This window comes from Vallitaleaceae bacterium 9-2, from assembly GCA_038396585.1.
Lineage (GTDB): Bacteria > Bacillota > Clostridia > Lachnospirales > Vallitaleaceae > UBA1351.
This window is the reverse complement of record CP121691.1, coordinates 295,038-309,515: the sequence shown is the minus strand read 5'-3', so window position 1 is coordinate 309,515 and position 14,478 is coordinate 295,038. Positions and strand designations below refer to the sequence as shown.

The 14,478-nt window shown below is 37.0% G+C and carries 12 protein-coding genes; 1 reads left to right on the top strand and 11 read right to left on the bottom strand.

The genetic code is table 11. From position 1 onward, the window contains the following. Nucleotides 1-2: 2 nt before the first annotated feature. Together QBE53_01540 and QBE53_01535 are read right to left on the bottom strand one after the other, a co-directional pair. On the bottom strand, nt 3-455 hold the full coding sequence (locus QBE53_01540) for an NfeD family protein (protein WZL81808.1): 453 nt from the start codon (nt 453-455) through the stop codon (nt 3-5). A gap of 98 nt (nt 456-553) precedes the next feature. Further along, the gene (locus QBE53_01535) at nt 554-1,429 is read right to left on the bottom strand and encodes a Spo0B domain-containing protein (GenBank protein WZL81807.1); all 876 of its coding nucleotides are present in this window, start codon (nt 1,427-1,429) and stop codon (nt 554-556) included. 117 nt (nt 1,430-1,546) lie between these two features. Here QBE53_01535 and QBE53_01530 point away from each other — a divergent pair, with 117 nt between their 5' ends. Continuing rightward, nucleotides 1,547-2,809 (top strand): ectonucleotide pyrophosphatase/phosphodiesterase, encoded by a 1,263-nt coding sequence (locus QBE53_01530; GenBank protein WZL81806.1) that lies wholly within the window; start codon nt 1,547-1,549, stop codon nt 2,807-2,809. 83 nt (nt 2,810-2,892) lie between these two features. On the opposite strand, the gene QBE53_01525 is transcribed toward QBE53_01530, so the two are convergent. The 9 genes from QBE53_01525 to QBE53_01485 all read right to left on the bottom strand — a co-directional run bounded on the left by QBE53_01525 (nt 2,893) and on the right by QBE53_01485 (nt 14,474). Next, nucleotides 2,893-4,701 (bottom strand): heme NO-binding domain-containing protein, encoded by a 1,809-nt coding sequence (locus QBE53_01525; protein ID WZL81805.1) that lies wholly within the window; start codon nt 4,699-4,701, stop codon nt 2,893-2,895. A 28-nt stretch (nt 4,702-4,729) separates the two neighbouring features. Then, a complete protein-coding gene (csaB, locus tag QBE53_01520; GenBank protein WZL81804.1) occupies nt 4,730-5,815 on the bottom strand; it encodes a polysaccharide pyruvyl transferase CsaB in 1,086 nt (361 codons plus the stop codon). 13 nt (nt 5,816-5,828) lie between these two features. Further along, nucleotides 5,829-7,088 carry a glycosyltransferase gene (locus QBE53_01515; protein WZL81803.1) on the bottom strand — a complete coding sequence of 420 codons (1,260 nt, stop codon included), beginning with the start codon at nt 7,086-7,088 and terminating at the stop codon, nt 5,829-5,831. Beyond that, nucleotides 7,075-8,580: an O-antigen ligase family protein gene (locus QBE53_01510; protein WZL81802.1), complete on the bottom strand. Its 1,506-nt coding sequence runs from the start codon at nt 8,578-8,580 to the stop codon at nt 7,075-7,077. The genes QBE53_01515 and QBE53_01510 overlap by 14 nt, the downstream gene beginning before the upstream one ends. A gap of 12 nt (nt 8,581-8,592) precedes the next feature. Beyond that, nucleotides 8,593-9,087: a DUF4330 family protein gene (locus tag QBE53_01505; protein WZL81801.1), complete on the bottom strand. Its 495-nt coding sequence runs from the start codon at nt 9,085-9,087 to the stop codon at nt 8,593-8,595. A gap of 22 nt (nt 9,088-9,109) precedes the next feature. Continuing rightward, on the bottom strand, nt 9,110-9,574 hold the full coding sequence (locus QBE53_01500) for a DUF4330 domain-containing protein (protein ID WZL81800.1): 465 nt from the start codon (nt 9,572-9,574) through the stop codon (nt 9,110-9,112). 65 nt (nt 9,575-9,639) lie between these two features. Continuing rightward, nucleotides 9,640-10,158 carry a DapH/DapD/GlmU-related protein gene (locus QBE53_01495; protein ID WZL81799.1) on the bottom strand — a complete coding sequence of 173 codons (519 nt, stop codon included), beginning with the start codon at nt 10,156-10,158 and terminating at the stop codon, nt 9,640-9,642. 14 nt (nt 10,159-10,172) lie between these two features. Continuing rightward, nucleotides 10,173-11,600, bottom strand: a complete 1,428-nt coding sequence (locus QBE53_01490; protein WZL81798.1) for a lipopolysaccharide biosynthesis protein — start codon at nt 11,598-11,600, stop codon at nt 10,173-10,175. A gap of 9 nt (nt 11,601-11,609) precedes the next feature. Continuing rightward, nucleotides 11,610-14,474, bottom strand: a complete 2,865-nt coding sequence (locus QBE53_01485) for a phosphodiester glycosidase family protein (protein WZL81797.1) — start codon at nt 14,472-14,474, stop codon at nt 11,610-11,612. Nucleotides 14,475-14,478 lie beyond the last annotated feature (4 nt).

Sequence of the window (14,478 nt, the reverse complement as noted above, 5' to 3'; positions counted from 1 at the left end):
TCCTAAACTTTTTTAACAAAGATACGTTTGCCTGCAACTTCATCTACAAGGATACTTGTGCCTTTTTCAATAAATTCGCCTTTGGTTAGCACATCGAGTCGTACACCATCAAAGTCTCCTGTTCCCGAAGGTCTTAACGGGGTTATCGCCACGCCTTTTTTTCCTTTAAAATACTCAAGATTTTCTGGTGTATCTTCATGAAGATTTTCTGTTAGCACAAAAGGACTTCCCTTTGTTGAAACCAATTTATACGCCAGAATCATCAAGACCATTGCAACGCCAATAATCACTGCAAATATAATGATGCCTGCCATAAAGGTTTCTGCAGTTATAATCACCCCAACGATAATTAGTACAATTCCTAATGCACCGGTAATACCAAAACTAGGAATAAAGATTTCTGCAACTAATAATAGAATTCCTATAACTATAAGAATTATTGCTATCCACTCCATAATGCACCTCCTAATTTACATCTATAGCTTCATCATACGCCTTTTAGAATAAATTACAACTCATCCTGCCTCAAAACATCAAAAACCGGATTAAAACATCACTTTTTTAATGAAATATGAAAACAGACGTCTCCTTCTTGTTCTAATACAATACTATGCCCTTGATTTTCCAACAAATCGTTAACGATATAAAGTCCCATACCCCGTTCTTCTTTTTCTCCCTTACTGCTAAAGCCTGCCTCAAAAATCTTATGGCGCATGTGTTCCGGAATAAAGGGTCCATTATTTCGGACACGTATTTCAATAGATTTTATGGCCTCATAAATTTGAATCGTTACCGTTTTATTGGGTTTATTCGAATTATCTAATGCATCAAATGCATTGTCAATAAGATTGCCAAGGATACGGCATAGCTCCCACTCTCCGATAGGTATATTGGATAACTGGGATTTAAGAAGGATTTGAAATTGTATCCCTTTTTTTTCTGCTTCATTGGACTTTGCTTGTAAAAGTGCATTCACCGAGACACTTTCTGTTTTAATTCTTGAGCCCACCTTAATAATATCTCCATAGAGGTGATTCAAATACGTACGTGTTTCTTCATATTCTTCTAACTCCATCAGGCTATAGAGCACTTGAATATGATTGAGAAAATCATGGCGTTGTGCACGCAAATCTTGATTGAGCTTTTCAACATGCGTAAACGCATGCTCTCTACTTTCCGTATTAAAAATAAAGCGACGATATAAGCTTCCATCTCTTAGGAGTAAAAACCCGTTAATCAATGCCAACACAAAGATTGCACTGATAATAACAATCGGTTCAATTGTCTTTTGGCTCTTAATAATATGATATTGTACAAGTATATAATAAACTAACCCACTAATGATTCCTAAAAAAAGAATCAAGTATATCATCTGTCTTAATAAAATAAACCGATTCATTTGTTGAATAAGGTTGCGTTTTCTCATCATTGGCTTAATCTCCTTGTTACTGTAACTTATATATGGTGTCATATGCTTTATTGTTATTTGTTCCGTTACTATATCTATAGTATAATTAAAGAAACCCAACTTGTATAGGAGGAAATTATGATCAATAATTTATTAATTATATCTCTAGATGCTTTAAATGCAAAAGATTTATCCTACCTTCGTACCTTAACGAATTTCAAATACTTTATGGAGCATGGTAGCTATATCAAATCTGTGGAATCGATTTATCCTTCGCTTACTTATTGTTGCCATACTTCAATTATAACAGGAACCTATCCTTATCGCCATGGGATTTATCATAATGAAATCGCAAATCCAAAGGATCCGTTACGTCAAGAATGGCATTGGCATAAAAAGTCTATTCAGGTCCCGACTCTTTTTGATGCTGCAAAACGAAAGCGCTTAAAGACAGCTTCGGTTCTTTGGCCGGTGATGGCTAATGCCAAATCGGCAATTGACTATAATATTCCTGAGATTTGGTCTGACCATGGAAAAAGTATGTTCTCGCTTTATCTAAAAAATGGTAGCATGTCGATGTTACCCCTTGTCTTAAAGCACCGACATCTGCTCAATGGAAAAAGCCAGCCCCAACTTGATGACTTTATCGAAGCTACAAGTACGGATATTATTGTTCAAAAAAAGCCACATTTAATGGGTATCCATTTTACTGAACTTGACTCAATCCGACATGTGCATGGTGTCTTTTCAGACGAGGCGTACCATGTTCTAGATAAAATGGACCAGCGACTTGGTAGACTCATAGAAGCGCTAAAATCTGCTGGTCTTTATAACACGACCAATATTGTACTTCTCGGCGACCACGGGGGTAATGATTTTAGCCATGTCATCTTTTTAAACACCCTCTTTAAAAAAGAAGGCTTATCAAATGATGTCTACGCAAATTCTGCTGGTGGAAGTGTTCAGATACAGCTTAAAAATCCGACAAATACGACCTTGTATTCCCGTGTCCAACAAGTCTTATCTGATTTTGTCGAAATGAACAATTCCCCCATCAAACATTTTTTTACGCGTGAAGAAATTATTGCAAGCCATCATCTTGATGGTCCCTATTCATTTATACTTGAAGCAAAGGACGGTTATATCTTTAGAAATCATACACTCAACCAAATTGTAGTGCCAAGAGAGCAGCTTCCCAATTGTTATCGAAGTGATCATGGATTTTTACCTGAGCATGAGAATCTAAAAACATTATTCTTGGCTATGGGTCCAGATATTCGTTCAGGCGCTGTCTTGGATCATGCACATCTTGTTGATGAAGCCCCGACATTTGCCAAGTTGCTTAAAGTTGCCCTTCCAGATGTCGATGGACGTGTTTTAGATGAATTACTTATTAAATAAGTGCTTTGCTATATAAAAACAATGAAATGGCTGTTGCAATCAACTTGCAGCAGCCATTTGACGTATCACGAATATATTTTTTTCTATATATGGTACGTTGTTAATTCTTCACTAAATTCTTTCGTCAATTCTTTGAATTCATTGATTTGATCTGACAAGCTCTTAATCTGTTCTGTGTAGGACGTCACGTTGGAGCTCACTTGCTGTGCCGAAGCAGAGTTTTCCTCTGCAATTGCTGCAAGCGATTCAATATTGGTAAATACATCTGAAATAGATTCTGTCTCTTTTTCCAGTTTTTTCGATGTCTGAACCATATTTCGTGCAACGGCTTGTATGGTGGTGTTTGCATCACTTGATTCATTGACCGCTGTTGATAATTGTCCGTTTTCTTTTTCAAGGACTACGTATTGGTCATCCACATCATCTACTAAGGCTTCAATTTCTCCGACAAACACACCTAAGCTGTTGTTGATCTTCTCAACGGCACTGTTGGTTTCTTCGGATAGCTTTCGAACTTCTTCTGCAACTACTGCAAAACCTTTTCCGGCTTCTCCAGCTCTAGCAGCTTCTATAGATGCATTAAGGGCCAACAGATTTGTCTGTTGAGAAATCGCAGAAACCAGACTAACAATATTCGTGATGTCTTTGGCACTTCCCATAAGTTTAAGACCATTTTCTTTAACGACTTTAAACTTCTCTAATACATCATCAATCTCATTCGCTGTCTTTTCAACATTTTTAAAGCTTGATTCAATTTTGGCTACAGATGTTTCTAATTCATCTTTATTTTTATTTTCTTCAGCTGCAATCTTTTTCACTTCCTGAATATTATCATTCAGCATATAAATGGATTTTTCCGTCTCTTCTGCTTGGCTACCTGCAGCATTGGCTAACTGTTCGACAACATCAGATATGTCGTCTGAAGTATGGGACATACTATTAGAAATATCTAATAACGCATTGGTAAATGTTGTCATCTCATCCGCCATATTATTAAAGCCTACAAAGTCTTTGGACACAATGTCTTTAAATTGGTTAACACTGTTAAACAAATCATCATATTGATCTGCTGACTTTACTTTGGTTCTCGCCCCAAAGTTATGCTGTTGCAACCTGGATATCTCCTTGTTCATCTGATTGAGCGGTCGGTTCATCACTTTATTTGATATGTAGGTAAATACTCCGATGGCACCTACTGCAATCCCGGCTCCGCCAATATTCATCATCTGAGTGATGCCGGCAAGCGGAAACAACACCGCTGCTCCAAGCAACATTGATAAAATGGCACTTTTTACATTGGTACTACGGATAAATCCAAAAGAGAACAATGTGTTTATTCGATAATTTTTTCGTATTTCAATGGTATATTCAAACGTCAATTCAAGTTCAAGTTCAGTTGTTGTTCGATTAAGCTCCTTAATCTGAATGGTCTCCCCAAACTCTTTTTGAACCCCTTCCATGAGTCCTAAAAAGTAGTCAAACATTCCTCGCTTTGATCGATACGTAAATCGTGCCTTTGAGCCACCTATAGGTTCCATATCGAGTATTGGAGGTTTTGCACCTGAGACACGCTTAATAACAATTTGATGTACATCATTCATTAAACTTAAAAATTGAAATGCATTATCCGGTCTGAAAAAAGCTGGGTAATCATTTTTAAAAGCTTGGATATTATCAACCCCAATATCGTTCCAGACATTGGCAACTTCTTTTCCTGTATTACCTGCCATGTGTTCTACAAATTTAAAGACGCGTTCATCTTCCACGTCAACTAAAGGAGAAAAAACAACATCTTCTTTAAAATCAACAGACTTTAATGCTGCATGTACGTGTTCAGTGTCATAGACTTTTTTACAGGTTTTGATCCATGTGTTTACAACTGTTCCTTTCATAATTCACCTCGTATATTGTATGTCTTTATTATAATAAATCATGTAAATACTTTCGGTTTTCTTTGGCCTGAAGTTTGAGTTTCTTAACTTGTTCACTAAGATGCGCTTTATATGAATCCTTATTTGAAATAATGTCATCAATCTGCTTCATAACTTGATTGACACGTATATGGCGCATACTTTTTACGTAGCTGATTTTTAACTCTTCTGCATAGTATTCTACCTTAGGATCGTAATTGAATCCTAACATTGGCACATTATTAAGTGCACCATAAATCAAAGCATGTAAACGCATGCTCAAAATCAGATCCAAGTCTCCCATTAACCGAATCATTTGTTCTTCGTTATAACGATTTTCTATGACCGTTCCTGGGTGTTTCATTTTTTTAAGTATTTCAAGCGAGATGACCAAATCCGCCGGATGCTTCATAGGTACAAAGACAATATGATAGTCATACTTTTCAACAATCGCATCACATATTTTTGCCATTTTTTTTGTGTAGGACTCTTCATACATCCAGCTTCGAAACATAACACCAACAAGAGGCTTGTCCTTAGGAATCTTTTCAGAATCATATATATCTTTATATCCATTATTCTGACTAATTTCAAGGTTAAACACCGGATCTGCTGTAATTTGAATCCGGGGGCGCTTGACGCCTAACTTCGTTAACACTTCTTTTGAAAGGTGTTCTCTAAGGGTAATAATATCTACTTTATTCAAGATATATCGTGACACCGGTTTATTATACCAATGATGAATCGGGCCAATGCCATTGCCATATAACATAACTGCCTTATTATGTAGCTTTGCACTCCAAATGAGGAAAAGATAATAATACAACGATCGAGTACTTGTCGCATCTTGAATCAAGCTTCCACCACCCATAACGAGAACATCACAGGAACGGATTTCTCTTAATACATCGTGAAAATTAAAACGATTCACCGAAAACACAGGATATTCGCGCATCGTTAGTTGTGGTTGATTGGACAGTACAGTGATGGATGTCTCAATATCTAACGCCAAGATATCATTACATATTGAATGCAGTATCGCATCATCTCCTGAATTTTGATATCCATAATATCCTGCTACTAAGACTTTTTTCATTCTACTGACCCTTTCATTGTTCTACAACTGTACGAATAACTTCTGATAGTCGCTGTGTAAGCGTTTTTCGACTATAATTGTTAATTATATCATAATTCGGTCGAATATGAAATTCATTATTTTTCCAACCTTTATAGAGCTTTTCCAGCCCTTTTTTTATCTCTGCAACATCTGTGGTTGCACACACAATACCTGTATTGGTCTTGTCAACGATTTCCGCTGCCACTCCATCTTTGGGCGCCAAGGCTAATATCGGTCGGTTTGAATTAATATATTCGTAGATTTTTCCAGGAGCGATATTTCTGCCGCCTTCACCTTCACGAAGAATCAGTAGCAACACTTCGGCTTTATTGAGTTCCAAGATCGTCTCTTTATGACTCATATACCCCGGACAGATCATAACATCGTCCAGTCCAAAGCGTTTGCCCTCTTCAAGAATTACATCCTTTTTTATATCACCAATAAACTTAAATTCAACATCTTTTTTGTCTACAATTTTTTCATCGATTAACTCTTTCATCGCCTTAAGTATTTTATCTATTTTTCTATTACCATAGATTACACCCGGATGAACTATACGAAATTTTTCTTGTCTTTGATACTCTTTGTCAATATGTGAGAAATCCTCTTCATCAAATCCATTGGTGATAATCGTCGATTTTTTATCAAGGTATGGATACATACTTAAAAAGTTTTCATGCATGATACGCGTATTTGCAATAAAGTAATCACACTCTTTTGCCACACTTTCTTCCATGGCTTTTTCACGACGTGTACGATATTGACTGTATTTTTTATCAATAATGTATGGATTCATCGACCATTCATCACGAAAATCTGCAATCCAAGGAATCTTTGGAAAGTGACGCTTTATATCTCTGGCTAAGAGATGATCACTATATGGATACGATGTTGAATAGATACACTCTATTTTTTCCTCTTTAATTAATTCGATTGCACGTTGAAGGCTTTTTTTGTACCACACATAATCTGCATCTGGGATTAAAATCTTACGTGCAATGACTTTTCCAAACAATGCGAAGGGTTGAGGCCATTGAGTAAAATCATATGCTTTTGTTCGTATAATTTTTGTATCATTAGGCACATCTTCAAAAAGTGTCACATCTTGCTCTTGATCACATTCTCGAGTTAAAACGATAGGTTCAATCTCAAGCCCTTTAAAGTATTTGACAAATTTGGTTGAGCGTTGAACGCCAGATCCACCCATTGGCGGAAAAATATTTGCAATAAATAATGTCTTAATCTTCTTCATTTGATGTCCCCCTATGTTCTAGTTTAAATGTCGCGACAATGATGGCAGCGCACATCCAAAAGAAGCTTACCATAAACGGTGATTCAAAAATGTTTTCGACACCATTATGCATCAAAACCCCAAGCATTCCTGAAAAAATACTTAAGGAAACAACACGATTGTACGGCTTGTCCATTCCTTTGATATACCAAAAACACTGCAGCATTGTATGTATCTGCAATAAAATAAACGATATCAAACCCACAAGACCTGATTCAGTTAATGTCTTTAGATAATAATTGTCCATATAAAATGGTGCCAGTCCATGATTTGTCGCTACTGCACCACCATAACGTCCGATTCCTAGCCCAATGATTTTACTTTCCGACCATTCTGCTAATCCAGTTGTCCATCGATATATTCGTCCGCCTTCTGACGCTTTACTCACATACTCTTTTGTAAACAGCATGCTAATACGATTCCATACATTATCCACTAATAAAACTACGGCTAATAATAAGGTAATTATCGGAACCAAAAGACGCTTGCCAATAAAGACAAACAAAAGTACAACCGCTAAAAATGTTGCAATCCATGCACCACGGGAAAATGTAAAAATCAATCCTGTTCCCATAAACAATGCCGATAACATAAAAATTATTTTCTTTATAACGTCTTTTTCTGCTACAAATAGGCCAATAGCAATTGGAATCCCAAGAACCAAAACACTCGCCAAGGCGTTAGGGCCCCCTACTATGGAGTACGCCCGTGTTGTAATAGTTTCACTACTATCCACCCAGTTACCAAGCATCTCAGCGCCTGTAATATATTGATATGTACCATGTAGACCTAGTAACCCTGTACTTACTGTCAGAAGCCACACTGTACGCTGAATGACCACTTGACTATCCAATAGCTGTAATACAAGAAAGAACCAGAACATGTATTGAACGACAGCTCGTAAGCCTTCTATACCCACATTCAGTTCCGGGGAATAAAGAAACATTACTGTCAAGTATATCCCAATAAAGCTTAAAAGCGGTAAGTCAATATCGCTAAAGCGATACCGTTGGTTAAATAAAACCCGTCGTATCAGAATCCAGCCAATAAAAACTAACATCAGCACTTCATCCCAAATACTTGACAGTCCAACGAGGTAAGTTCGCATAAACTTGTCTATATAAATATATAGTACAAGAAGGTAGACCAAGTTAAATTGTCCTGCAACTTTCCATAGAACACTTTCTCGACTAAACGCATCAATACGACGAATGATTTTCATGAAAAAACTGTCGAAAAAAGCTTTACGAAAAGGTTTAGCTATTTTTTCAAATCCACTATCTATGCTCATCAATACTCGAGCAAACCAAGAGTTATAAACGGCTTCCACTTTTTTCTTATGTCCTTTATACTGTGTTGGACGAAAAAAAACTGAAGCTGTCGCCCATCGGCAAATCCCTAGAATGACGGCATAAAAATAGCTTTCATATATTTTTTTACGTATACTATTCATGATTAACACCTTCTATTCTATTCGTTGCAATTGAGAGATAACTCCTGAAAGATTACACTTTTGTGTTACGAAAAAATGTGGCAACCCTTCTCTAAGTTCTTGCTTGCCTATTTTATATATAGGGTTTTCATATGTTGCCGTTGCTTCCACTTCAATGGTCACCTTTTTTTTGATTGGGTCAGGTGCTGAGATAGCTTTTCCCTCATTATCGACACGGGTAATCATACGGTCTTCAATCAAAATATTGGTCACTTTTGCATCCAAATATTTTTTATCTTCGGCTAGTTGGTCGCCTACAGCCACAGATGTAAAATAATCTTGACTATATTCAGTAAACACAACCTCGTACTTAATTTTTACGTCTTCTTCCTGACTAAAGCTAATCAATTCATTATCCGTCAAACGCTCAAATGCAGTAATACCAACCAATAATATTACAAGTAATATAAGAATATCAAAGATATGAATTTTGCCCGCTACTTTTCCTTGTTTGTTAATCATCTTCATCTGCCTGCCTTTCCTATCTTCTCTAATTGATTGATGTTACTTCGACCACATTACCATAGGCCTCAAACACATCTGTTTTTATGTAATATTTTGAACCTGCTTTTATTTCTTGACCACCCAAATCAATATAAGGTCCATATTGATTGGCTTTTCCTTTAATGGTAACAACGATATCTTTTAACCCTGCTTGGACTATGGGTACTAATTGACCATCGACAGCTTCCACAACATAGGCATCTCGATATTGTATATCAATAATTTCTGCATCTTGAACTGAGCCCATTGCCACTAACTTATCACCAATCTGAATCTGTTCTACGGTGCTGTCAATAAGGTTTTTTGCCTCTGCCTTATAGACAACTTCTGTCTTACGTGTAATAATGCCACTTTCTGCATCGTCTTTTGTTAAATACCACACTCCACCTGCAATCACTGCCAACACCAATACAATAATTAACCCATCAATGTAATTCAATTTTTTTTTCATATAATCCCTTTCCATTCATGGATTAGGTGCCAAAACGACATCGGTCATTTTAACACCTAATTCATTTACATCTCTCTTTTTTTTATCACTTTTGCAGGAACCCCACCAACAATGGAATAAGGTTCAATGTCTTTTGTAACTACCGATCCGGCACCGACAATACTTCCTGTACCAACGGTTACCCCCGGTAGAATAATTACTCGAGCACCAATCCATACATCATCTTCAATCACTACGGGTAAAGGCTCTGTATCGCCTTGGTGAATCATCGGAATATCTGTGCGGGCATACTCATGATTTTTAGTATAAATCAGTACATCCGGTCCCATCATAACATACTTGCCTATGTGTAGTGGTCCCTGCACCCAAGCATTAACCCCAATACCCGATTGCTCTCCGATTGAGATATCTCTACCCGAACCAAAGAAGACATTCTTTTCTATATTTACCTGTGCACCTATTTGATCAAAAATATATTTGCATAAAAAATAGCGAATGGCTTGACTGATTGCACCAAGTTTGCCTTGAGATTTTGGCAAGTGCTTTCCTACAAGATAGTACAGAACAAGCGCTACCGTTTTCATTGTTATCACCTTTTTCATCGTAGTATTTTTTTCATTAAAAACCATGCTGCAAAGTAACTTACAATACCAATCATCGCTTTAGCAACAATAAGCACATATCCTTGAAGTGGCAACACTGCACTTATTATAACACAAATACTCATCACTAAATTAGCAAAAATCACAGAAAATAGATATTTTTTTTCTATCACCACTTCAAGAATTTTTTTGCGTCGAACACCACTTGCAACAAAGTAAATGATGGAAGCAACCAGCGTGGTATGGGCTGCCATAATGAGCCCATACTTTGGAATAAGTATCAAGTTCAATCCTAAATTCACCACCGCTGCAATCAAACTGTTAATAAAAATAGGTCGAGTGTTTTTACTCAGCTCCCATTCTTTATTCATATAGTCGGCTAAATTAAGAAAAAACATTCCAAAAGCAACAATTCCTATGACCGCATATCCTGCTTCATACTCTTTGGCAATAATAATCTGTCCAATATCTTTTGATAAAAGCAGCATTCCCGTTGCCGCCGGAAGTCCAAGTAAAATATATGTTTTGATACCAAACGAAAGAATACGTCCTGCTTCTTTTTTAGATTCTTTTCCCCATGCCGTTAAAAGTTTAGGATAAAACCCTCGCGACAGTCCATAGGCAATCATTAAAAATGTCGATGAAGCAATCGCATAATTAGGAACATATAGACCAACTACATACTCCGAATAAAAAAACCGAAGAATATATCGGTCTGAAATATTTAACACATACATAGTTAGTGTTAAGCCAATTAATGGGAAACCATATCGCAAGTACTCTTTAAACTGCTCTTTTTTGATGCTATTTTTTGAAAAATATCGATATGGACGAATATAGTAAAAGGCGATAAGTCCTAGCGTAATATCGACTACACCATGTCCCAAAAATAAGATATAGATTGTATCAATCCCTGATTTGTAAAATCCATAGACCAGCATTGGTTTTAATACTGCTGCCAATACGACAAGAACAACATTCAAAAAACGCATGTGAACATATAATAAGAGATTAATATAAAATTGATTAAACATATATCCCACAAAGAAAACCACATATACAACCAGCAACCAGGGATTAAATGAAAATCCGTAAATCAAAATCATCGATAAGCCTAAGTATATCAATATTAACAGGCCATAGATGCGTCCTTGTAACGACAACATATTGGAAAAAAATGTTTTTCGTTCATCCAGATTATCGATTTCTCCAATAAATCGCATAGCAACAAAATAAAACCATCCAAAAGCCAGCAAATACGTGAGCATAACGGTATTATTAATAATACCGTATAGCCCGTATTCGTGTGGCAAAAGCAAATGAGAGTATAGCGACAAGCTGACAATGCCAAAAATGCCTTCGATGATTTTAAATGGTAAGTACCCCACACTGGAGTTAAAAAAATTCTGAATCCGTAATCTCATGGAATCCCCTTACTCGTTAATTTTTACTGCCGGAAAAATCGGCTCAATCATATATGATACATCGCTGCCTTCTACAAAGAAGCGCACTTGATATAACATCTTATTCAAGTCCACATATCGGTCTTGGACTTTATACCACAAGCCACTTGTGTCAATATAGCGCACACCGTCTTTAATCGTAACATCGGTTGTATATCCACTTGCATTGACATAAAAAATCTGCTTGCCTGTTTTTTCCATATATTCTTTGAATATATTATGTAAAAATTCACCTTCTTTTTCATCCGTAAAACTTGTTAAGGGATTTTTACTTCCAATAATAATAATGGAGTTTTCACTCGTTCTTGCGAGCGTTTGCTTTAATTTACTATATTGTGTGTAATCCGTTGTGCGCAATCCACCACTTGCTGTTCCTAATGTAATGATTTTTGTCTTATCCACAACTTTTTCAGAATACATGTTTTTCCAAATGGAGTAATTTCCTGTCAAACGGGATGTATCCACATCTGAGCTTCCGGCAAAGACACCGTAATCTGCTTGATTCATCTCTTCATATACCTTAGACGAAATAACCGTATCTAACAATCGGTTTTTAAATGATGTCGGACCAAACAACTTAATTTCGAAACTGTCTTGCGGCTTGATTTTTGCCATGAGTGGATCATTGATGAATCCATCTTCATCAAAGCGTAGATTACTTGTATCCACCGTTGTCATTGCGCTTAATTGGTCTATCACAAGGGTTCCTTGATAAGGTTCACTAGATTGTAATGCAACCACATATAAGCGATCTAACTGGATAGGGAACTGGACACCTGCTGGAATCTCTGCCTCAACCTCTTGCCAGCCCGTCCAGTTAATGGCATGAGAAAACGTAATTGTATACTGCCCGCCAACAGCGTCAATAATATTTCCTCTAAACATATGCTCACTGTTATTTCCATTTAGCCATAGACTAATCGTCTCCGTTGGTTTATTTAAATAGAAATTATTCATCATCATATAAAAAGCCTGTGCTTGAGATGATTTTGAAAAGCTATAGTTAAAACGATAGGCTTTATCTGTATCTACCGTATTCTCGGTTTCTATAAATATCTCGCCCTGTACATTTTCTTCAGGATAACTACGTGGATAATATTGCATACTTTCAAATGCAGCTATCGAGCTATATTCATTTCCTACAACAATATACGCAGTTGTACTTTGTTCACCCATAGACACTGTCACTTTTGCAATTCCATTTTTTGAAGTCGTGTAAAATTTTCCATCACGAAACTCACCTACGCCTTGGTTATCCTCAATTGTATATGTTACATCTGTGTTATGAATACGCCCTTGATAACCACTTTTGTCGGTTCCATAGACATTAAATTCGCCACTTTGATTATGGTCCAAAGAAAGAATTTTTGGGGAAACTTCAATATCAATTGGCGCATCCAAACTTTCAATCTCCGACGTTGCCATTAACCCTTCGTAGTAACAAGAAATCGTTCCATCACCGCCTACGGTTGGAATAAACGTATTCGTCTGCCAATTTCCTTGGATTCCATCAACGCTCCATGCCAGGTTGCGATAGTTGATTTCCACTGGATTATAATTCTCATCAAAACCTATGACTTCTAATTGTACCGGATTGTTTTTAAAGATACGTTCATCCGATTGTATTATTTTAATCGACTTTACAGGACCGGTTTGCGCTAGACTCACAAAGCCAAGTCCGTTTAATATCTTTCGCTGCGCGCCACCAGATACTGTGTTTTTAACTCGAAGGTCTGTATGTCCCACCTCTCGACTCACTAAGGTTGTACTTCCTCCTCCATCAAGCTGTATCGCATCCGTAACATTGTATTCTCTTAAATAGCTGGCAACCTCTGCATGTGTCGCCCCGATACTTGTACCTCTTCCATCAATACTCATGGCAATCAGGTAGCGTCCATCCGCTGTCACTCCAAGAACCGACCTTGGTTGACGCGCATCCTTACTTATAATATGCCCTTCTGAACTATACTGACCATTCTCAAGCACCTTACCCGAACCACTAATCGCTAATTTAAGCTCCTCTGTATTAATCGTAGAATGTACAATAAATTCAACCCCTGTCCCCACTTCAAACATTTTTAAGTATTCCGCTTCGGCTAGAAGCGCTTCAGGGATTGCAATAACATACCCCTGTTCCATCATTGGAATTTGTGCGGGTTCTTTTGCACCAATAATTTGGCTGACTTGATTGTCTTGTACAACAATTTTATATAAATTGGCACTTTGATCAATTTGTTGTGTCGTAGCTCCAAAGTTTCGGTTATAGATAACCGGCGACTTACCAATGACAATTTTATTAATACCTTCAACATAAAGGTTTTGTCCTTGATCTGTCGTCACCTTAAAACTTGTATCAAAAAAATCAAAAAGCACTCTTCCGCTTTCGTATTGGAGCAGTGAAGCAACACCTTTTTTGGAGGTATTATAATTATGCATCGCATAAGAATAGCCGTCTTCATAGATAACCCCTACCGGCTCACTCGATGATCCTGCCATATTAAAAAATGACGCATTAATACCTGCCACAACATTTTGCTCACTTTTTGTTGCTAGTGCATGCAGTGTTTCTTTTTTTCCAAAAGCTTCACTCGATTGCAAAATATCCAGTGCAACCTGTTCCTCCGCTAAATCCATTTTAAGTACATGCAAATCAACCCACCCTGCTTGAGTGAATTTTGATTTATATTCATATGTTAATCCTTTTGTCACCGTCTCGCGCTGAACAATCTCATCAATAAGAACATTTGCCTGTATCGGAACACTCACAGAACCTAATAATGCCGAAAAAATCACTGCATAGCTCATTATCTTTTTTATTTTAAATTTAAACTTCATAAAT